Source organism: uncultured Azonexus sp. (assembly GCF_937982035.1).
GTDB lineage: Bacteria > Pseudomonadota > Gammaproteobacteria > Burkholderiales > Rhodocyclaceae > Azonexus.
Genome location: NZ_CALJNI010000001.1, coordinates 163,909 through 183,677, shown reverse-complemented (window position 1 = coordinate 183,677; position 19,769 = coordinate 163,909). Strand labels below are relative to the sequence as shown.

The following is a 19,769-nucleotide window of genomic DNA, read 5'->3' as shown; positions in this document are numbered from 1 at the left end:
GCCGCGCAACAGCGGCCAGGGTTCATGTTAGCGCACAAGACAGCGGACCATCATGAGTGTAGGGGAATTACCCTGACAAAATCCGGGCTCGGGACTATCCTTCGGACTCCGGACCACCCGAGATCCCGACGCCCATGCTCCCGGCCTTCAGCGAGATACACCCGGTACTGTGGCTCATCGTCGCCATCCTGGCGGCGGTGGACTTCTTCCTGCTCCGCCAACTCATCAACCGCTGGCAGCAATACACCCAGGCCAAACGTTGGCCGAGGTTGACCGTGCAGGCCGACAACGTCCAACTGGTACGGGTCGCCTACGAACGCGAGGGCAGCCCGACCTCCCGCCAGGACTACTATGAAGCGGTTTTCGACTACCGCTATCAGGTTGCCGGGCGCGATTACCGGAAACAGACGGTACAGCGCGTCGCCACCCAGCACGAAGCCGACGCCATCAAGGCCGAGGCAAGAATTTCCTTCCTCTACAACCCGGCCGATCCAGCGCAGACACTCAACGCCCCGCCCGGGCCGGCAGCGGTGATCGGCACCGTGATCGGGCTGCTGATCTTCAACAGCATGATCTTCGGCCTGCTCGCCAATGTGCAGGACTTCCTCAACCTGGGCCTCGACTGAAAGCACGCGCCGATGGAATTCTCCTCATCCCTGCTGGCAATGATCGGCACAGTCTTCATCGTGATCGGACTAATCTTCGTGCCGGTGGCAATCCGGAAAATCCGCACCGACCGAGCCAGCCGCAGCTGGCCGCAAGCCACCGCCACCCTGGAACGCGCCGAGGTGATGAAACATGTCATTGACCGCATGCACAAGGAAAACGGCCCAACCCAGCGCATCAGCTACAGCGCACTGCTCAGCTACCGCTACGAAATCAACGGCCAGACCTACACCGCGCAGCATGGCGAAGCGGCAGACGATACTAGCCACGCCGCACGCCTGGCTGCCGCCCACCGGATCGGTGAAACGCGCAGCATCTACTACAACCCGCAGGCCCCGGAACACTACCTGATCGAACTGGAACCCAGCTACAGCGGCCTGTGCTGGCTGTTGCCGGCACTGGCCTTCGCCGGCTTCGGCAGCCTGGTCATCTGGGTCGGTGGCAGCGCTTCCTAAAACACACTTACACGCAGGAGACAAAATGAGCGTCAAGATCATCGGCCTGATCCGCCTGAAAGACCCAGCTGCCTTCGAAACCTACCGCAGCCAGGTCGGCGCCACCGTCGAACGCCACGGCGGCAGCGTCGTCGCCCGTGGCACGGTCAACAAGACATACTGGAACCAACTCGCCTGCACACCCTTCGAGGCCTACGTCGAGCTCAGCTTCCCGAGCGCCGAAGATGCCGACCGCTGGGCCGCCAGTCCGGAGTATCAAGCCATTGTGCCGGTGCGGACTGAAGCAATGGATTTGATGCTGTTTCGGGTTGTTGGGTAGGGGGAAACCAATCCCATTGGCACGCCACCTTCTGGCGTTTCATTGAGCAGGCCAGTGGTCGATCGCCTCAATGTCTCTAGCGTGATGCAGCACTCGTGCTACGACTATTCCTTGCTCGTGAGGAAAGTAGAACAAAACGTACGGCGTCGATGTCGGCCAGCTTCTTAAGCCCGGCGAGAGCTCTCGTCGGTCCCGCCCCATAAGCGGCTGATCCAGCAACCGGATGGCTTCTGCTTCTATCTGATCAAGCATACGATCAGCCGCAGTGACACTATCTTCGGCAACATATAGCCAAGCCTCCAGCAAGTCATTTTCGGCGCTCGCGGAGTAGAACAGTTTTGCCATCAGACCGCTGTCGATGTTGCGCGGATTGCCCTGCCACGCTCCTTGATGCTGGACATGCTAACTTCACGCACACGACCGGCGTTTATATCGGCAACACCCTGAGCAATGTCAGCTTTCAGTGCAGCAAGGTTGGCTGCCTGAACGCCTTGATAGGCTTCAAATAAGCGCAGTGCTTCCCGGATCACCTCGCTGGCTGAACTGTAGAGTCCTGATTCGACATGCTGGCGCACGCGGTTTTCAAGCTCCGGCGGCAAAGATACGTTGAGAGACATTTCAGGCTCCAGAAAAATGTCAGATATTGACATTCTATGCCATCGCACCGAGAAATCCAGGCACAAGTCGAGCAATGCAGCAAAATGCTGCAAAACCTTCGGACAACAAAAAGCCCACTCCGAAAAGTGGGCTGTTTGCTTGAATCCTGGCTCCTCGACCTGGGCTCGAACCAGGGACCTACGGATTAACAGTCCGGCGCTCTACCGACTGAGCTATCGAGGAAAAGTCTCGCCGGGTGGCGAGCGGCGCGAATTATAACCAGCTTTTTGGAAAAGGCCTAGTGGTCGGCGTCTTCGTCGGTTGTCGGGGTATTTTCCGGATTTTCCGGGGGAACTGCTGCGGCCTGGGGCAGTTGCCGGGCGCGGGCTTCGCGCAGGCTCGGGGTTTCCAGCGAGATGCGGCCGAGGGTGCCGGTGCGGTAGTCGTTGAGCAGGATGCCGGCAGCCTTTTCGAGGTCAAGCTCACCGCCGCGGCCCTTGATGATGCAGCCGCGTTTGCGGGCGATGCCTTCGAGCACGGCGACCGCGTCCATGCCTTGCAGGTCGAAGCCGTAGCGGGCCTTGAGCAGTGCCGGGTAGTGGTCGAGCAGGTAGCCGGCGAGCCAGGTGGCGACTTCGTCGTCGATGTAGGCGTTAACGCCGACCGAGTGGCTGGCGGCCATCATCAGGCCGTCGATCGGGTGGTCGATCTTCGGCCAGAGCATGCCCGGCGTGTCGTAGATGGTCAGCCGCGAGCTGATGTCGATGCGCTGCTGGCTCTTGGTCACCGCCGGCTGGTCGCCGACGGCGGCGACCTTCTTCTTGACCAGCGCGTTCATCAGCGTCGATTTGCCGACGTTGGGGATGCCCATGATCATCAGTCGCAGCGGCTTGACCGCGTCGTTGCGATGCGGCGCCAGCTTCTGCGCCAGGCCGGGAATCTTGGCGACGTCGCCGGCCTTCTTGCACGAGATGGCGACGGCCATCACGCCCGGCTGCTTGCCGAAGTATTCCAGCCAGGCCTTGGTCACCGCCGGGTCGGCGATGTCGGCCTTGTTCAGCAGTTTCAGGCAGGGGCGCTGGCGGAAGGTGCGCAGCTCGTGGATCATCGGGTTGCTGGACGCCTGCGGCAGGCGGGCGTCGAGCACTTCGACGACGACGTCGGCCATGGCCAGCGTCTCGCCCGCCTTCTTGCGGGCCTGGGTCATGTGACCGGGGAACCACTGGATCGACATCGTTCAGCCTCCGGTCACGGGCGGGAAGAAGGCGATTTCGTCACCGGCCTTGACCGGCGCGTCGGCCTTGCACATTTCCTGGTTGACCGCACAGCGCAGGTTCTTGGCGGTGGCCAGTTCGGCCCTGCCCTGCCCGACCAGCCAGTCGCGCAACTGGCCGACGGTGGCGACGCCGGCCGGCAGTTCGACGGTTTCGCCGGCGGTGCCGAAGGCTTCGCGCAGGCTGGCGAAGTAAAGGATGTTCACGCTCATGCCAGCAACTCCGCAAAAGTGACGAAGCGGACGCTGTCGCCCGCTTGAACCGCCTGTCCCGGCGGATTGAGGACCAGCCCGTCGCTCCAGCACAGCGAGGTGACGACGGCCGAGCCCTGGTTCGGGTAAAGCTCGACGCGACCGGCGTCGTTGATCCGCGCGCGCAGGAATTCGAGGCGGCTATCCGGCCGGCTCCAGGTGAAATCGGCAGTCAGCGGCAACACCTTGGGGCGCACATCGGCAACGCCCTGCAGGCGCAGGATGAAGGGACGGACCAGCATCAGGCAGGTGACAAAGGCGGCGACCGGGTTGCCCGGCAGACCGATGAACCAGGCGGTGCCGCCTTCCGGTTTGTTGACTTCGCCGAAAGCCAGCGGCTTGCCCGGCTTGATCGCGATCTTCCACATGTCGAGCCGGCCTTCGGCTTCGACCGCCGGTTTGACGTGGTCTTCCTCGCCGACCGAGACGCCGCCGCTGGTGACGATCAGGTCGTTGTCGGTGGCAGCGCGGCGCAGTGCGTCGCGGGTGGCATCGAGGCAATCGGGCACGCTGCCGAGGTCGCGCACTTCGCAGCCCAGGCCTTCGAGCAGCGCGCGCAGTGCATAGCGGTTGGAGTTGTAGATGGCGCCGGGCGGCAGCGGCTCACCGGGCTGGACCAGTTCGTCGCCGGTGAAGAACATGCCGACGCGAACGCGCCGATGCACCGGCAGTTCCGGCAGGCCGGCCGAGGCGGCGAGCGCGATTTCCTGGGCGCGCAGGCGGATGCCGGCGGGCAGGATTTCGTTGCCGGTGGCGATGTCCTCGCCGCTGCGGCGGATGTTCTCGCCAAGGCGAGGAACATGGTTGATGGTGACGACACCGTCGCCGGCTTCGCAGCGTTCCTGCATGATCACCGCGTCGCAACCCGGCGGCACCGGTGCGCCGGTGAAGATGCGGGCGGCGGTGCCGGGCTGCAGTTCGCTGCCGACCGTGCCGGCGGGAATGCGCTGGCTGACCGGCAGCGTCACGCCGGCTTGCGGCACATCGGCGACGCGCACGGCGTAGCCGTCCATCGCCGAGTTGTCGAGCGGCGGCACGTTGACCGTGGCTACCTGCGCCTGCGCCAGCACGCGGCCGGCGGCGGCGGTGATCGGCACGTGGCGGGTTTCGGCCACCGGCTGGGCGGCGGCGAGCAGTTGTTCGAGCGCTTGTTCGTAACTGAGCATGGTCAGACCTTGAGTTGGCAGTGATCGACGATGAAGTCGGCGACGGCGGCAATGTCGTTGAGCGGCAGCACCGGAATGGTCGCGGCAATGGCTTCGTCGCTGGCCACGGCAACGATGTCGTCGCGCTCGGCGAACAGCGGCGGCTTGCCGTTGGCCGGCCGGTGGACTTCCAGCTTGGGTACCGGTTCCTGCTTGAAGCCTTCGACCAGCACCAGATCGCACGGCGCCAGACGGGTCAGCAGGTCGGCCAGCTGCGGCTCGGGTTCGTCGCGGCATTCGTGCATCAGCGCCCAGCGCGTGCCGCAGGCGAGCATGACTTCGGCGGCGCCGGCCTCGCGGTGGCGGTAGGAATCCTTGCCGGGTTTGTCGATGTCGAATCCGTGGTGCGCGTGCTTGATCACCGAGACCTTGAGGCCGCGCGCGGTCAGCGCCGGAATCAGCTTTTCCAGCAGCGTCGTCTTGCCGGAGCCGGACCAGCCGGCGATGCCAAAAACTTTCATGGCCGAATTCTACCTGTTCAAGCCGCAAACACCGGCGCGAAACCGCCGCCGGGAGTACGGAAATTGGTCGTCTGCCCCTGGTACAGGCGGGCGGCGACACACTGGATATGGCCGTCGTACACGAAACAGCGGAAGTCGGCCTTCATCGTCTGCGCCTCGCCATTGACGATGACCTCGTGCTCTGAGGGCGGCGCGATTTCCTGGGCAATGTAGTGGCCGGCGAGGATGTCTTCGAAGACGCGCTTGGTCAGCTTGTCGCCGCGATAGGCGGCGCGACTGCCGAAGCCGGTGGGCGGCTTGAAGAACCAGCGCTTGCGCTCGGCCCACAGCGCGTCGGCCTGCGCCGGATCGACGGCGATGGTGCGCGGCACGCCGGCCAGCAGGATGCGCTGCGTGGCGGCATCGATGCCGAGCGCGGCAAGTTTGTCGGCGTCGGACAAGAGCATCAGGTGGCGCTTGTCGGCATGAGTGGCGTGCGCCGCCGGATGCGGGGTCAGGACCACGCCGCCGGCCTGAAAGACCTCGCGGATGGCGCGGCAGGGCGCGCCTTCGAGGTAGAAATCGGTCAGCCGGTTGTATACCAGATCGATGGGCTGGCCGTCGTGCAGCAGACGCTGGCCGTCGCGGACGAAATCGGCCGGATCGGCGATCACCGCGTCGATGCCGTTACGCACGAACAGATCGCGGAACAACTCGAACTCCGGCGCCAGGAACTGCCCGGCCGGCGCCTCATCGACGATGGCGATGCGCGTCAGCGGCGCGTCGCCGTGTTCCAGGCGCCATTCGGCGCGGAACATCTCAAGGATCTCGGCAACGAAGGCAGCGGCCTCGTCATCATGGCCGTGCGCAGCGAGCAGGTAGGCGTTGAGCAGGCCACCGCCGGCATTGGTATTGATCTCGATGAGTTTCGGGCCTACCGGCGTCAGATGGAAGTCGTAGCCCATGAACACGCTGCGCGCGACGACCGGCCAGCGCGCGCTTTCCGGCGCCCGGGCGAGGACCTTGGCGCGGAAGGCGGGCAAGGCCAGGACCATCTCGATGGCACCGACAATCTCGGCCATGGCTTCGAGCTGCGCCTTGTCGACGCGGATGTCGGCGGCAGAGAAAAGTTGCGGCTGGCGGGTGGCCAGTTGGTCGAAGGTGGTTTTCATCGGTTGGCAAAAAAGTCGAGGACGACCTGCAGTTCGCGGGTGCGTTTCATCGGTGGCAGACTTTGCCAGACGCGGCGGCCATAGGGCTTTGATATAAGTCGTGGATCGCAGATCATCAGCACGCCTTTGTCGGCCTCGTCGCGGATCAAGCGGCCGGCGCCCTGCTTGACGTTGATCACGGCACGCGGCAACTGGTATTCCATGAAGGCGTTGCGGCCCTGCTTCTTCATTTCCTCGATGCGCGCCGAGAGCACCGGATCGTCGGGCGGCGCAAACGGGATCTTGTCGATGACCACCAGCGACAGCGCCTCGCCGCGCACATCGACGCCTTCCCAGAAGCTCTGGCTACCGACCAGGATCGCCGCGCCGTGGTGGCGGAAGCGTTGCAGCAGATCGTTCTTGCTGCCCTCGCCCTGGACCAGCAGCGGCATGTCGATGCCTTCGTCTTCGAGCTTGGCCTTGAGCAGTTCGTGGGTGCGGCGCATCGCGCGCAGGCTGGTGCACAGGAAGAAGGCACCGCCGCCGGCTGCCTTCACCGCCGGCCAGGCGGCGTCGACGACGGACTCGGTGTAGTTCCAGGCATTCGGATCGGGCATGCCCAGCGGCGCATAGAGCACGGCCTGCTCGCCGTAGTCGAAGGGACTGTGCCAGCAGGCCGAATCCGGGTCGCCGAGGCCAAGTTCGGCGCAGTAATGGTGGAACTTGCCCTGCACGGCGAGCGTTGCCGAGGTGAAGATCCAGGCGCGCGGATGGCCGCCCATCTGCTTGCGGAAGATGTTGGCGACGTCGAGCGGTGTCGCATTGAGTTGCAGCGAATGGGTGAAGGCCTCGCCCCAATACACATAGCCGGCGTCGGCCGGCTGCTGCCATTGACTCAGGCGCTGGACCAGTTCGCCGGCACGCTGCCAGCATTTCTCCAGGCCTTCGGCGCGCTCGGCCTGGGTTTCGAGGATGGCGGCAAAGCGGGCGATTTCTTCGAGCAGCCCCTGCAGTGCCGGGGCGAATTCCGGTTTTTCCAGCAACTGGCCGGCGGAGAACCGGCCGGCGTCGATGCCGACGGCCAGACGCAGATCCTTGGCCGCCTTTTCCAGCGCCTTGCTGGCGACCGGCAGGTCGAGGCAATCGCGGGCGTGGGTCAGCGCCTCGGTCCGCGCGTCGCGGGCGAGATCGAGGAATTGCGCGGTCGACACGCTGTCGCCGAAGAACAGCGTCGCCACTTCCGGCAACTGGTGCGCTTCGTCGAAGATCACCGTATTGCAGGCCGGCAGCAGTTCGGCCATACCCTCGTCGCGCAGCATCACGTCGGCGAAGAACAGGTGGTGATTGACCACGACCAGATCGGCGGCCATCGCCTCCTTGCGCGCCTGCATGACGAAGCATTCCTTGTAGTCCGGGCATTCCTGACCGAGGCAGTTGTCGCGCGTCGAGGTGACGTGCTGCCAGACCGGCGAATTCTCGTTCACCTCGACGCACTCGGCCTTGTCGCCGCTCTGCGTGGTCTTGGCGAAAACCGAGATGCGGCGGGCGTCGGCGGCGTCCTCGCGGGTCAGGAAACGTCCGTCGGCCAGCGAACGCTGCAGGTGGTAGGGACAGACGTAATTGGCGCGCCCCTTGAGCAGCGCAATCTTGACCGGCGCCTTGAGGATGTCGCGCACGGTCGGCAGATCCTTGTTGAACAACTGGTCCTGCAGCGTCTTGGTCCCGGTGGACACGATCACCTTGCCGTTCGACTTCAGCGCCGGCACCAGGTAGGCGAAGGTCTTGCCGGTGCCGGTACCGGCTTCGGCGATGAACACCGCGTTGTTCTTGATGGCCTCGGCGATGCGCTCGGCCATTTCGACCTGTTGCGGACGAATGCGGTAGCCGTCGATGGCACGCGCAAAAGCGCCATCGGGCGAGAAGATTTCCTGGAGGGTAGACAAGGTGCGGTTTTCGGGGGAGGTCGAGGCGGCGGATGCGGCCCGCAGCATCTTAACAGAAGCCGGCAGCGACCACCGAAGACACCATGCTGCACCGCCGCATATAAAGCCAGTAAAGCAATAAAACAATTGTCAGACAGCACATTACAAATTGTTGCGTTGCACAATTAATTATCGGCAATTCGTTCCAGCCGTGATAAATTGCAGTCATAACAACAGCCAGAAAAGCGTCCGGAAAGGAAGATCAGCCATGCGCCAAATCGCCAAAACCGCCCTCGCCCCCGCCCTTCCGGAAAATGCCCCAGCCGCCGACCGCCCACAGGAAAACGACCGGGCCCACCGGGTAGTCGTCGATACCCAGCCGGCCAACAGCCGCCGGCCGGCCCGTCTTGAGCTGCTGCAGAACCTCAGCGGCCTGGTGCTGGCGCTGCTTCTCGTCACCCACATGCTTTTTGTCGCAACCATCCTGATCAGCCACGAGCTGTTCTACAGCGTCGCCCGTTTCTTCGAGGGCGGATGGTTGTTCGGTGAGCCGCAGCCGGCACTGGTGTCGATGGTTGCCGCTGGCGTTACCGGCCTGCTGGTCGCCCATGCCTGGCTGGCGATGCGAAAAATCCCCGCCGGCTATCGCCAGGTCCACGCTTTCTCCGGCCATCGGCGCCGGCTACGCTACGGCGATACCAGCTTGTGGTGGCTGCAGGCGATGAGCGGCTTCGCGCTGTTTTTCCTGACCACCATCCATCTTTACGACATGGTCAGCCAACCGCAGCTGATCGGCCCGTATGAATCGGCCGAGCGCGTATGGACCGGCGGCATGTGGCCGATCTACCTGGCGCTGCTGTTCACCGCCGAAGTCCATGGCGGCATCGCTCTGTACCGGCTGGCGCTCAAATGGGGCTGGTTCGCTGATACCGACGCCGATGCCGGACGCCGTCGCCTGCGCCGCATCCGCCACGCCTTCAGCACCTTCTTCATCACCCTCGGCCTGGTCACGCTGCTGGCCTACATCGATCTGGGTCGTGCTCACGCCGACCGCGGCGGCGAGCACTACGCACTACCGGGCCATGTCGCGGTCGAACACGGGAAACCCTGACGACAGCTTGGCGCTGAACAGCGCCAAGCCTCATTTCAGCGCGGCGCCAGCGCCAGCCACAGCGCCGTCGCCAGCAGCATCCAGGCGAATGCTGCGCGCATCCGGCGCTCCGGCAACTTGTGCGCGAGCGCGACACCGGCGGCAACGGTGAACATGCCGCCGAGCGCCATCGGCAAACCCAGACTCCAGTCCACGCGCTGGGCGCCGGCATAGGCGCTGAGCGCGACCAGCGAACTCGGCGCGACCAGGGCCAGCGCCAGGCTTTGTGCCACGGTCTGTCGCTGGCCGAGGCAGCCGGAGAGTAGCGGCGTGGCGACCAGGCCGCCGCCGATGCCGAGCAAGCCCATGCTGCTGCCGCCGGCAACGCCGACCAGCGGCAGCGCCGCCGGGCGCAACGGTACGCCGGTGACCGGCTGGCGCCCGCCGCGCCCCTGCCAGAGCAGGCGCAGGGCCAGGATGCCGAGGAAGGCGCAGAACAACTGACCAAGCAATTGCGCGTCGAGCCGCGTCGCGAAATGCGCGAGCAGCCAGGTGGTCAGCGTCGCCGGCAGCGCAATCGCCAGCACCGCCCGCCAGCCGACCGGATGCTTGCGGCTGTAGCGCCACCAGCCGATCAGCAGGTTCGGCACCATCAGCACCAGCGCCGTGCCCTGGGCCATCGCCTGATCCATGGCAAAGGCGAGAACGAACAACGGAATGGCGATGATGCCGCCACCGATGCCGAACAGGCCGCCGAAAAAACCGAGGGCAGCACCGATGGCCAGCGCCAGCGAGAGATCGGCAAGGGGAAGCAGGTGGAGCAGCGGCATGGGAATGTTGCGGTCAATGAGGGAAAAGCCATGATATTGAGCACAGAGAAAGATACAATGTCTAAATATTCAATTGATTATTGCGCTTAAAGCACGAATGAACGACGTTCCCGACCTCGCTTTCTTCAGCCTGCTCGCCCGCCAGCCCAGCCTGGCGGCAGCGGCACAGGCGCTCGGCATCACGCCGCCGGCGGTCAGCCGGCGGCTGGCCGCGCTGGAACAGCGCCTGGGCGTGCGCCTGCTCAACCGGACGACACGGCGGCTGAGCCTGACGCCGGAAGGCGAACGCTACCTGGAAGACGGCGAGCAGATCCTGCGCGACATCGAGCGCCTGGAGCGCTCGCTGCTCGACAGCCGCGAACGGCCGCAGGGCTTGCTGCGCATCAACGCCGGCTTCGGCTTTGGTCGCCGTCACCTCGGCCCGGCCATTTCGGATTTCGTCCGCGAGTGGCCGGACATCGAGGTCATCCTCCACCTCTCCGACCGTACCCTCGATCTGACCGAGCACGCGCTCGACATCGCCATCCGCTTCGGCCCGCCGCCGGATGCGCGCATCCTCGCCCGGCGCATCGCGCCCAACCGCCGCCTGTTGTGCGCCGCCCCTGCCTACCTCGCCGCCCGCGGCGTGCCGCAAACACCGCGCGACCTGCAGGCGCACGACTGCATCGTCATCCGCGAGAACGAGCGCGCCTTCAACAACTGGCAACTGACCGACGGCAACCAGCAGGTCACCGTCAAGGTGCGCAGCCCGCTCGCCGTCAATCACGGCGAAATCGCCGTCGACTGGGCGCTGGCCGGGCACGGCATCATCCTGCGCTCGGAATGGGACATCGCCGCCGACCTGCGCAGCGGCCGGCTGATCCGCGTACTGCCCGAATGGGCCGGCATCTCGGCCGACATCCACGCGCTCTATCCGCAGCGTCACCAACTCTCTGCCAAGGTGCGCGCCTTCCTCGACTTCCTGCAAGGACGTTTCGCCAGCGGCGAGTCCGACGCCCCCTGGTGATACAGGCGACGACGCCCGCACTAGCCGGAATTCGACGACGGCGCTATCCTCGCCCCCTGACCAACAACATCAGCCGGAGACATCCATGCCCGCCCTGCTCCCCCATCCTGATCCCGACGGCCTGCTCGAATACTCCGTGGTCTATACCGACCGGGCGCTGAATCACATGTCGCAGCAGTTCCAGGGCGTGATGCGCGACATCTCGCGCATCGTCAAGAAGGTTTACAACGCCAAGGCCAGCATCGTCGTTCCCGGCAGCGGCACCTTCGGCATGGAAGCGGTGGCCCGCCAGTTCGCCACGCAGCGCAAGGTCATGGTCATCCGCAACGGCTGGTTCAGCTTCCGCTGGACGCAGATTTTCGACATGGGTCACATCCCGTCCGAAAGCATCGTCCTCAAGGCCCGCCAGCAAGGCAGCGGCGCCCAGGCGCCGTTTGCCCCGGCACCGATCGAGGAAGTGGTTGCGGCCATCCGCGAGCACCGGCCGGAAGTCGTCTTCGCACCGCATGTCGAAACCTCGTCCGGGATGATCCTGCCCGACGATTACCTGCGCGCCGTCGGCGCCGCCGTCCGCGCAGTCGACGGCCTGTTCGTGCTCGACTGCATCGCGTCCGGCACGGTCTGGGTAAACATGGCCGCCAACGATGTCGACGTGCTGATCAGCGCCCCGCAAAAGGGCTGGAGCGGCTCGCCGTGCTGCGCGCTGATCGCCCTGGGCGAACGCGCCCGCGCCCATATCGACGCGACCAGCAGCACCAGCTTCGCCTGCGACCTGAAGAAATGGCTGCAGATCATGGAAGCCTACGAAAGCGGCAGCCACGCCTATCACGCGACCATGCCGACCGACGCCCTGGCCTCGGTGCGCCAGGTCATGCTCGAAACCGAGGCCTACGGTTTCGACAAGGTCTGCGCCGAGCAATGGGAACTCGGCCGGCGCGTGCGCGCGCTGCTGGTCGAACGCGGCTTCCCCAGCGTCGCCGCCGAAGGCTTCCAGGCCCCCGGCGTGGTCGTCAGCTACACCACCGACCCGGACATCCAGAACGGCCGCAAATTCATCGCTCAAGGCGTGCAGAGCGCCACCGGCGTACCGCTGATGTGCGACGAGCCGGCCGATTTCCGCACCTTCCGCCTGGGCCTGTTCGGCCTGGACAAGCTGCACGATCCGGCAGCGGCGGTTGCCCGGCTGAGCAAGGCGCTGGACGGACTGGCCGGCTGAAACGATTCCTTACAACTGGAAAACGACAGCTTACGTCGATGTCCTTAAGCTTCCTCCTGTCGCCGGTCCATTTCCGGCTCATCCACAGGAGAACATCATGAAGCACTTCATCCAGCCCAAGCGCCTGCTCGTCGCCGCCGGCATCGCCCTCGCCGTCCCCCTGGCCGCCATGGCTTATCCCGGCGGCAAGGCCGGTGCTTGCGACGGCAAGGACGGCATGCGCCAGACCGGCATGCATGGCGGCCACGGCATGATGGGCGACAAGATGACCATGCGCGGCCTGCATCGACTCGACCTCAGCGAAGCCCAGCAGGACAAGATCTTCGACATCATGCACGCCCAGGCCCCGGCCATGCGTGAGCAGATGAAGAGCCTGCGCAATAGCGAAAAGGAACTGCAGGCCCTGAAGGCAACGCCTGACTACAGCGAAGCCAAGGCCCGCCAGCTGGTCGACCAGATCGCCAAGCAGCGCGCCGACATGGAAATGTCCCGCCTGCAGGCCGAACGCAAGGTCATGGACATCCTGACGCCGGAACAGCGCAAGCAGCTTGCCGAGACCAAGCCGGCCAAGCGCGACGAGCGCGGCCCACGTTCCTGAGCCTCACCCACCCCACGTGAAAACGGCCGCTGTTGCGGCCGTTTCTTTTACTTGTCGCCCGAATCGCCGGGCGGGAATCCCGGGAACATCGACCGGGTCTGGCTCTGCAACTGGTCCTGCATCGACAGGAACATCTTCTTCGACTGATCCATGTAGGCGGTCATCATGTTCTGCATCGCCGGCTGCTGGAAATTCAGGAACTGGTTCCAGAAATCCGCCTGCACGCTGGCCGTGTCGCTCCCGTACATGGTGCGCGACTGCTCCTGCAGCTTCTGCTGGAAATCGACAAAGGTCTTCATGTTGTTTTCCAGATAGCGACCCAGCATGTTCTGCGAGGTGCTGCCGTAGAAGCGGATGAAACCGGAAAGCAGATCGCAGGAGAACAGGGGCACGCCGCCGGTTTCTTCCTCCAGGATGATCTGGAGCAGGATGCTGCGGGTCAGATCCTCACCGCTCTTGGCATCCACCACCTTGAAGCACTCGAACTTGAGCACCAGTTCCTTGACATCCCCCAGCGTGATGTATGCACTCGTCTTGGTGTCATACAGACGGCGATTGGGATATTTCTTGATCAGGCGAACCGGTTCGGACATGCTGAGGCCTCAAGACTGGTTTATGTGCAGCGCAACATTATAGCCGAAAAAAAGGGCGCCCATGGGCGCCCCTTCGTGGTGCAGTGCAAAATTACTGGTAGTACAGGCCGCCGTTGATGTTGATCGTGGCGCCGGTGGTGAAACCGGAGAGTTCGTTGCACAGGTAGGAACAGGCGTAGCCGATTTCTTCCGGCTTGGCCAGGCGCTTCATCGGCACGGAGTCGACGATGGTCTGCAGGACTTCCGGCTTGATCGCCATGACCATCTTGGTGGCCACGTAGCCCGGGGCGATGGCGTTGACCGTCACACCCTTGGCAGCCAGTTCGGCGGCCAGGGCCTTGGTGAAGCCGATGACGCCGGCCTTGGCAGCCGAGTAGTTGGTCTGGCCGGCCTGACCCTTGACGCCGTTGACCGACGAGATGTTCACGATGCGGCCCCAGCCACGCTCGGCCATCTTGGCGGAGACTTGCTTGGTCATGTTGAACAGCGAGGTCAGGTTGGTGGCAATGACGGCATCCCAGCCATCCTTTTCCATCTTGGCGAACATGCGGTCACGGGTGATGCCGGCATTGTTGATCAGGATGTCGACCTGGCCGCAGGCGGCTTCGGCTTCGGCAACCATGCGCTGGCAGTCTTCCAGCACGGAAACGTCACCGCCGACGCAGACGAAGTCGTTGAAACCGGCAGCGGACATTTCGGCCAGCCAAGCGTCCTTATTGTCGAATTGCGGGTGATAGGCGGCAACCACCTTGTGACCGGCCTGGGCCAGTTGCTGGCAAATGGCGGTACCCAGACCACCCATGGCACCGGTAACGAGAGCGACACGTTGCGTCATGTTATTTCCTTCCTTATTGATAAAGCGGGGTTAAAAAACGCCGGTCAGAACATATGCTGACCGCCGTTGATGGAAATGTTGGCCCCGGTGACGAACGCCGCTTCATCGGAAGCGAGGTAGGCAACGAGGCCGGCGATTTCTTCTGGTTTGCCCAGACGCCCGACGGGAATCTGCGGCAGAATCTTGGAATCGAGGATGTCCTGCGGAATGGCCGTCACCATCTTGGTGCCGATATAACCCGGCGAGATGGTATTGACCGTGACACCCTGCTTGGCGACTTCCAGCGCCAGCGCCTTGGTGAAGCCGTGCATGCCGGCCTTGGCGGCAGAATAGTTGGTCTGGCCGAAGGCACCCTTCTGGCCGTTCACCGAAGACACATTGACGACGCGCCCCCATTTGCGCTCGACCATGCCGTCCATGACCTGCTTGGTCATGTTGAAGACGGAGTCGAGGTTGGTGCGGATGACGGCATCCCAGTCGGCCTTGGTCATCTTCTTGAAGGTCATGTCGCGGGTGATGCCGGCGTTGTTGACCAGCACGTCGATCGGCCCGACTTCGCGGGTGACGGTCTCGACACAGGCCTTGGCCGAGTCGAAATCGGTGACGTCGCAGGGGTAGGCCTTGAAGCCGTAGCCCATGTTGTTCATGTTCTTCAGCCACTCTTCCGCCTTGGCGTTGCCCGGCGAATGCGTGGTCACGACCTTGTAGCCCAGCGCCGCCATCTTGATGCAGATGGCTTCGCCGAGACCGCCCATACCGCCGGTAATCAGTGCAACTCGCAACATTTTTTGTCTCCTTGTCGGACTTGGGGAATCAGACCGCACGTTCCCTGACGTAACGGCCCGGTGCCGGCTCGATGGCTTTGTATTTTGTTGTGCCGATCTTGCGCGCGGCGCGCTGTTCTCCACAGTGCTCCTTGATCCAGTTGGCCCAGTCGAGCCACCAGCTGCCCTTCATTTCGGTCGCCGCTGCCAGCCAGGCATCGGCTTCCGCTTGCACATCGTCGTTGATCCAGTAACTGCGCTTGTTCTTGCTCGCCGGGTTGATCACGCCGGCGATATGACCCGAGGCGCCAAGCACGAAACGCAGCTTGCCGCCGAGGATGCGGGTGCTCAGGTAAGCCGACTGCCAGGGCACGATGTGATCCTCGCGCGTGGCCAGCAGGTAGACCGGCATGTCGAGCTTGCCGAGATCGACCGTCTCGCCGCACATGGTCAGCTTGCCGGGCACGCGCAGGCTGTTGTCGAGGTACATGTTGCGCATGTACCAGCAGGCGAACGGCCCCGGCAGGTTGGTCGAATCGGAATTCCAGTAAAGCAGGTCGAAGGCTTGCGGCTTCTGGCCCTTGAGGTAGTTGTTCTGGACGTAGTTCCAGACCAGGTCGTTGGCGCGCAGGAAGGAAAAGGTATTCTGCAGGTCGCGCGCCGGCAGCAGGCCGCCCTGGCCGATCGTCGCTTCGCGGGTGGCCAGCGCCTGCTCGTCGATGAACAGGCCGATCTCGCCGGTATCGGAAAAATCGAGCAGCGTGGTCAGCAGGGTCAGCGAGGCGACGCAATCGTCGCCGCGCGCCTTGAGCACGCCCAGCGCCGAGGTCAGGATGGTGCCGCCGACGCAGAAGCCGAGTGCGTTGATCTGCTTGACCCGGGTGATTTCGCGGATCACCGAAATCGCCGCCAGCGGGCCATGCTCGAGATAATCGTCCCAGCCCAGGTGTCCCTGCGCTTCCATCGGGTTGCGCCAGGAGACGAGGAAGACGGTGTTGCCCTGCTCGACCATGAAACGGATCAGCGAGTTATCCGGCTGCAGGTCCATGATGTAGAACTTGTTGATGCACGGCGGCACCACCAACAGCGGCCGCGTGCCGACCTTGGGCGTCAGCGGCGCGTACTGGATCAACTGCATGACCTCGTTCTCGAAAACGACGGCGCCTTCCGTGGTGGCAATGTTCTTGCCGACCTCGAACACCGATTCGTCGGTCATCAAAATGCGGCCCTTCTCGAAATCCTTGAGCAGGTTGTTGATGCCGTCGGTAATGCTCTGGCCCTTGGTTTCCAGGGCAAGCTGGATGAATTCCGGGTTGGTCGCGGCAAAATTGGTCGGCGCCATCGCATCGGCCACCTGGCGGGCCAGGAAACGCATCTTGTCGCGCGCCTTGTCGTCCTGCGCCGGCAGCACCTCGACCATTTCCTTCAGGTAACGGACATTGAGCAGGTAGGCCTGGTGCAGGTAGTCGTAGATCGGGCTGTCGCGCCAGGCCGGTGCGGCAAAACGGCGGTCGCCGGGTTCGGGTTCGACCTTGAAGGTCTGCGGCGCGCCCTTCTGCTTGTCGAGCATGGCCTGCCACAGCGACATCTGCTGGTCCATCAGGCGCTTCTGCAGCGCCGTCAGCGCCTGCGGGTCGACTTGCGGCGGCGGATTGCCCTGGGCTTGCGCATTCTTGCCGAGAAATTCCATGAACTGCTGGGCCATGGTCTGTCCTGCCTGCATGAACTGCATGGCTGACCCCAGAAAAGCCTCGTTATTGTTCGATCCTTGCGTCATGGAATTCTGTTCTCGCTGGTTGTCGTGGGCTGCAGCTTCTGGATTCTGCATACCCGTCCGTGCACTGTCAATGCATAATTACCGGATGTACATCATCGCCATCGGGTGGCTCTACGTCACCGTTCTCATCGCCGCCAACGAAGCCAGCGTTGTCGCCGGCGTCATTTCCTTCGTCTTTTACGGACTCCTGCCCTGCAGCATCCTGCTGTGGATGAGCGGCAGCAAGGTGCGCCGCCAGCGCCGCGCCTACCGGGAGGCGATGCGGGCCCAGTCAGGCCAGCCAGATCAGGCTGGCCATGCGCCCGGTGACGCCGTCGCGCCGGTAGGAGAAGAAACGCCCGGCATCGGCGACGGTGCACAGTCCGCCGCCATGGATGGCAACGACGCCGGCAGCGTTCAGCCGCCGGCGGGCAAGCGCGTATAGGTCGGCCAGCCACTTGCCGCCGGCCTGCGGCCGGAATGCCTCACCGGCCGCTGCGTCGTGCGCGACAAAAGCGCTGCGCACCTCGTCGCCGACTTCGAAGTTGTCGGGGCCGATGGCCGGCCCCAGCCAGGCCATGACCTCGCCCGGCGGGCAATGCATGGCCGCCAGCGTGTTTTCCAGCACCCCGGCCAGCAAGCCGCGCCAACCGGCGTGCGCTGCCGCAACCACCGTCCCCTGGCGATTGCAGAAGAGCACCGGCAGGCAATCTGCAGTCATCACGACGCATACCCGCCCGGCCTGCGTGGCGTAAGCGGCGTCTGCCTCGGTACCGGCCGCCACTTGCGCCACATCGACGACCTCAACGCCATGCACCTGTCGCAACCAGCACGGTTCGCCGGGCAGTTCGGCACGCAGCCGGACACGATTGGCGGCGACCCGCGCCGCGTCGTCGCCGACGTGATCGCCCAGATTGAAGCTGCCCCACGGCGTCGGGCTGCAACCGCCGTCGCGCAGGGTCTGCAGCGCCCGGACATTGGCCGGGGCCGGCCAGTCGGGAATCAGGAAATCAGCCATGACGCAGGGTGTCGAGCAGTTCGCGCATGTCTTCGGGCATCGGCACTTCCCACTGCATCTGGCGGCCACTCAGCGGATGGACCAGGCCGAGCCGGGTGGCGTGCAAGGCCTGGCGCTTGAAGACCGGCAAACGCGGATCGTGCTTGCCATAGATCGGGTCGCCGACCAGCGGATGACCGATCGATGCCATATGGACGCGAATCTGGTGGGTGCGACCGGTTTCCAGCGCGCATTCGACCAGCGTGCAGTGCGGAAACAATTCCAGCCGCCGATACCAGGTCAGCGCCGGTTTGCCGCCGCGGCTTTCCGGCACCACCGCCATCTTGATGCGATTGACCGGATGCCGGCCGATCGGCGAATCGACGCCGCTGTCGCGCCGGATCTGACCGGCAGCCAGCGCCAGATACTGGCGCTTGACGGTACGCGCCTGCAACTGGCGCACCAGATCGGTCTGCGCTTCCAGCGTCTTGGCGACCACCAGCAGGCCGCTGGTGTCCTTGTCCAGGCGGTGCACGATGCCGGCGCGCGGCACCTCGGCAATGCCCGGCACGTGGTGAAGCAGCGCATTCATCAGGGTGCCGCTCCAGTTGCCGCTGCCAGGATGCACGACCAGTCCGGCCGGCTTGTTGATGACCAGCAGGGTTTCGTCCTCGAAGACGATGTCGAGCGGAATGTCTTCCGGCTGTTCGGTAGTCACCGCATCATCCGGCACAGCAAGCAGCAGACGTTCGCCGCCGAGCACCTTGCGCTTGGGTTCGCTGACGACATCGCCATCGACTTCGACCAGGCCGTCGCGAATCCAGCCCTGCAGACGGTTGCGCGAATGCTGGGGCAGAAGTTCGGCCAGCGCCTGATCGAGCCGCTTCCCGCCGCAGCCGTCAGGAACGGTCAGTTGGAGCGGCTCGCTTGGGCTATAATCGCCCGAGTTTTCATAAGGATCGTTCATGATGCGCAGTTTACCCGCATTCGCCTCGTTCACCGCCGGTCTGAGGTATTTGCTTGCCGTATTGGCCCTCGCCACACTTGCCGGCTGCAGCACCACGTCGGACTATGACGAAACTGCCGGCTGGTCGGCCGGACGTCTCTATGCGGCCGCCAAGGAGTCGCAGGCCGAGGGCAACTGGGATACGGCAGTGAAGATGCTGGAAAAACTCGAAGCGCGCTACCCTTACGGTCGCTTCGCCCAGCAGGCGCAGATCGAACTGGCCTATGTGTACTGGAAATCCGGAGAGCCCGGTTCAGCCCTGGCCGCAGCCGACCGCTTCATCAAACTGCACCCGAACCACCCGGCGGTTGATTACGCCTACTACCTCAAGGGTCTGATCAACTTCAACGAAGACCTCGGGCTGGTCGCTCACCTGAGCAACCAGGACCTGACCGAACGCGATCCCAAGGCAGCCCGCGAAGCCTTCGAATCCTTCAAGGAACTGGTCGAACGCTTCCCGAAGAGCAAATACGCAGCCGACTCGATCAAGCGCATGAACTATCTGGTCAATGCGCTGGCCTCGCTGGAAGTTCACGTCGCCCGCTATTACATGAAGCGCGGCGCCTACATCGCCGCCGCCAACCGCGCCCAGGTCGCCGTCGAGACCTACCCGCAGGCGCCGGCCATCGAGGAAGCCTTGTACATCCTCTACCTGGCCTACGACAAGCTCGGCATGGAAGACCTGCGCGACGATGCCGACCGTGTGTTGCGCAAGAATTTCCCGGAAAGCCGCTTCTACAGCACCGGGATCGAACGCAAGACGCCCTGGTGGCAACTCTGGTGATCGACTGAAAACCC

General features: G+C 64.0%; 23 protein-coding genes and 1 tRNA gene. 8 read left to right on the top strand and 16 right to left on the bottom strand.

Annotation, left to right across the window (positions count from 1 at the left end; translation table 11 throughout):
* Positions 1 to 134 precede the first annotated feature (134 nt).
* The 3 genes from Q0799_RS00825 to Q0799_RS00815 are packed head-to-tail and all read left to right on the top strand — an operon-like array spanning position 135 to position 1,440.
* A complete protein-coding gene (locus Q0799_RS00825; RefSeq protein WP_298393194.1) occupies positions 135 to 626 on the top strand; it encodes a DUF3592 domain-containing protein in 492 nt (163 codons plus the stop codon).
* 12 nt (positions 627 to 638) lie between these two features.
* Positions 639 to 1,121, top strand: coding sequence for a DUF3592 domain-containing protein (locus Q0799_RS00820; RefSeq protein ID WP_298393193.1), 483 nt, complete (start codon positions 639 to 641; stop codon positions 1,119 to 1,121).
* Between the two features lie 25 nt (positions 1,122 to 1,146).
* The gene (locus Q0799_RS00815) at positions 1,147 to 1,440 is read left to right on the top strand and encodes a DUF1330 domain-containing protein (RefSeq protein WP_298393192.1); all 294 of its coding nucleotides are present in this window, start codon (positions 1,147 to 1,149) and stop codon (positions 1,438 to 1,440) included.
* A gap of 39 nt (positions 1,441 to 1,479) precedes the next feature.
* Here Q0799_RS00815 and Q0799_RS00810 read toward each other — a convergent pair whose 3' ends face one another.
* The 9 genes from Q0799_RS00810 to Q0799_RS00770 all read right to left on the bottom strand — a co-directional run bounded on the left by Q0799_RS00810 (position 1,480) and on the right by Q0799_RS00770 (position 8,301).
* A complete protein-coding gene (locus Q0799_RS00810) occupies positions 1,480 to 1,785 on the bottom strand; it encodes a type II toxin-antitoxin system RelE/ParE family toxin (protein ID WP_298393191.1) in 306 nt (101 codons plus the stop codon).
* Positions 1,785 to 2,057, bottom strand: a complete 273-nt coding sequence (locus Q0799_RS00805) for a type II toxin-antitoxin system ParD family antitoxin (RefSeq protein WP_298393190.1) — start codon at positions 2,055 to 2,057, stop codon at positions 1,785 to 1,787. The genes Q0799_RS00810 and Q0799_RS00805 overlap by 1 nt, the downstream gene beginning before the upstream one ends.
* A gap of 147 nt (positions 2,058 to 2,204) precedes the next feature.
* Positions 2,205 to 2,280, bottom strand: a tRNA-Asn gene (locus tag Q0799_RS00800).
* Between the two features lie 55 nt (positions 2,281 to 2,335).
* The gene (gene ylqF, locus Q0799_RS00795) at positions 2,336 to 3,271 is read right to left on the bottom strand and encodes a ribosome biogenesis GTPase YlqF (RefSeq protein ID WP_298393188.1); all 936 of its coding nucleotides are present in this window, start codon (positions 3,269 to 3,271) and stop codon (positions 2,336 to 2,338) included.
* A gap of 3 nt (positions 3,272 to 3,274) precedes the next feature.
* Entirely contained in the window at positions 3,275 to 3,523 is a 249-nt protein-coding gene (gene moaD / locus Q0799_RS00790) for a molybdopterin converting factor subunit 1 (RefSeq protein WP_028995526.1), read from the bottom strand.
* The gene (gene glp / locus Q0799_RS00785) at positions 3,520 to 4,728 is read right to left on the bottom strand and encodes a gephyrin-like molybdotransferase Glp (protein ID WP_298393186.1); all 1,209 of its coding nucleotides are present in this window, start codon (positions 4,726 to 4,728) and stop codon (positions 3,520 to 3,522) included. Before glp ends, moaD begins: the two co-directional genes overlap by 4 nt.
* A gap of 2 nt (positions 4,729 to 4,730) precedes the next feature.
* Positions 4,731 to 5,228, bottom strand: a complete 498-nt coding sequence (gene mobB, locus Q0799_RS00780; RefSeq protein WP_298393184.1) for a molybdopterin-guanine dinucleotide biosynthesis protein B — start codon at positions 5,226 to 5,228, stop codon at positions 4,731 to 4,733.
* Between the two features lie 17 nt (positions 5,229 to 5,245).
* Complete coding sequence (locus tag Q0799_RS00775; protein WP_298393182.1) at positions 5,246 to 6,379, bottom strand: hypothetical protein; 1,134 nt, start codon at positions 6,377 to 6,379, stop codon at positions 5,246 to 5,248.
* Positions 6,376 to 8,301 carry an ATP-dependent DNA helicase gene (locus Q0799_RS00770; protein WP_298393180.1) on the bottom strand — a complete coding sequence of 642 codons (1,926 nt, stop codon included), beginning with the start codon at positions 8,299 to 8,301 and terminating at the stop codon, positions 6,376 to 6,378. The genes Q0799_RS00775 and Q0799_RS00770 overlap by 4 nt, the downstream gene beginning before the upstream one ends.
* A 247-nt stretch (positions 8,302 to 8,548) precedes the next feature.
* On the opposite strand from Q0799_RS00770, the gene Q0799_RS00765 reads away from it, so the two are divergent.
* On the top strand, positions 8,549 to 9,391 hold the full coding sequence (locus tag Q0799_RS00765; protein ID WP_298393178.1) for a fumarate reductase cytochrome b subunit: 843 nt from the start codon (positions 8,549 to 8,551) through the stop codon (positions 9,389 to 9,391).
* A 35-nt stretch (positions 9,392 to 9,426) separates the two neighbouring features.
* Here the strand turns inward: Q0799_RS00765 and Q0799_RS00760 are convergent, their stop codons facing one another.
* Positions 9,427 to 10,200 (bottom strand): sulfite exporter TauE/SafE family protein, encoded by a 774-nt coding sequence (locus Q0799_RS00760; protein ID WP_298393176.1) that lies wholly within the window; start codon positions 10,198 to 10,200, stop codon positions 9,427 to 9,429.
* A 97-nt stretch (positions 10,201 to 10,297) separates the two neighbouring features.
* On the opposite strand from Q0799_RS00760, the gene Q0799_RS00755 reads away from it, so the two are divergent.
* From Q0799_RS00755 to Q0799_RS00745, 3 genes are all read left to right on the top strand, one after another.
* Positions 10,298 to 11,206, top strand: coding sequence for a LysR family transcriptional regulator (locus tag Q0799_RS00755; protein ID WP_298393174.1), 909 nt, complete (start codon positions 10,298 to 10,300; stop codon positions 11,204 to 11,206).
* A gap of 85 nt (positions 11,207 to 11,291) precedes the next feature.
* The gene (locus Q0799_RS00750; RefSeq protein WP_298393172.1) at positions 11,292 to 12,422 is read left to right on the top strand and encodes an aminotransferase class V-fold PLP-dependent enzyme; all 1,131 of its coding nucleotides are present in this window, start codon (positions 11,292 to 11,294) and stop codon (positions 12,420 to 12,422) included.
* A gap of 97 nt (positions 12,423 to 12,519) precedes the next feature.
* Positions 12,520 to 13,020, top strand: coding sequence for a Spy/CpxP family protein refolding chaperone (locus Q0799_RS00745; protein WP_298393169.1), 501 nt, complete (start codon positions 12,520 to 12,522; stop codon positions 13,018 to 13,020).
* A gap of 47 nt (positions 13,021 to 13,067) precedes the next feature.
* On the opposite strand, the gene phaR is transcribed toward Q0799_RS00745, so the two are convergent.
* From phaR to rluD, 6 genes are all read right to left on the bottom strand, one after another.
* Positions 13,068 to 13,613, bottom strand: a complete 546-nt coding sequence (gene phaR / locus Q0799_RS00740; protein WP_298393167.1) for a polyhydroxyalkanoate synthesis repressor PhaR — start codon at positions 13,611 to 13,613, stop codon at positions 13,068 to 13,070.
* Positions 13,614 to 13,704: 91 nt separating this feature from the next.
* Positions 13,705 to 14,448: an acetoacetyl-CoA reductase gene (gene phbB, locus Q0799_RS00735; protein WP_298393165.1), complete on the bottom strand. Its 744-nt coding sequence runs from the start codon at positions 14,446 to 14,448 to the stop codon at positions 13,705 to 13,707.
* 44 nt (positions 14,449 to 14,492) lie between these two features.
* Positions 14,493 to 15,233 carry an acetoacetyl-CoA reductase gene (phbB, locus tag Q0799_RS00730; protein ID WP_028995511.1) on the bottom strand — a complete coding sequence of 247 codons (741 nt, stop codon included), beginning with the start codon at positions 15,231 to 15,233 and terminating at the stop codon, positions 14,493 to 14,495.
* 28 nt (positions 15,234 to 15,261) lie between these two features.
* Positions 15,262 to 16,944: a class I poly(R)-hydroxyalkanoic acid synthase gene (gene phaC / locus Q0799_RS00725; protein WP_298393161.1), complete on the bottom strand. Its 1,683-nt coding sequence runs from the start codon at positions 16,942 to 16,944 to the stop codon at positions 15,262 to 15,264.
* Positions 16,945 to 17,260: 316 nt separating this feature from the next.
* Positions 17,261 to 17,986, bottom strand: a complete 726-nt coding sequence (gene pgeF, locus Q0799_RS00720) for a peptidoglycan editing factor PgeF (protein WP_298393159.1) — start codon at positions 17,984 to 17,986, stop codon at positions 17,261 to 17,263.
* Positions 17,979 to 18,932: a 23S rRNA pseudouridine(1911/1915/1917) synthase RluD gene (rluD, locus tag Q0799_RS00715; protein ID WP_298393157.1), complete on the bottom strand. Its 954-nt coding sequence runs from the start codon at positions 18,930 to 18,932 to the stop codon at positions 17,979 to 17,981. Before rluD ends, pgeF begins: the two co-directional genes overlap by 8 nt.
* Between rluD and Q0799_RS00710 the strand changes: the two genes are divergently transcribed.
* The gene (locus tag Q0799_RS00710; RefSeq protein ID WP_298393155.1) at positions 18,931 to 19,755 is read left to right on the top strand and encodes an outer membrane protein assembly factor BamD; all 825 of its coding nucleotides are present in this window, start codon (positions 18,931 to 18,933) and stop codon (positions 19,753 to 19,755) included. The two genes, rluD and Q0799_RS00710, sit on opposite strands and share 2 nt — an antisense overlap.
* Positions 19,756 to 19,769: the final 14 nt, after the last annotated feature.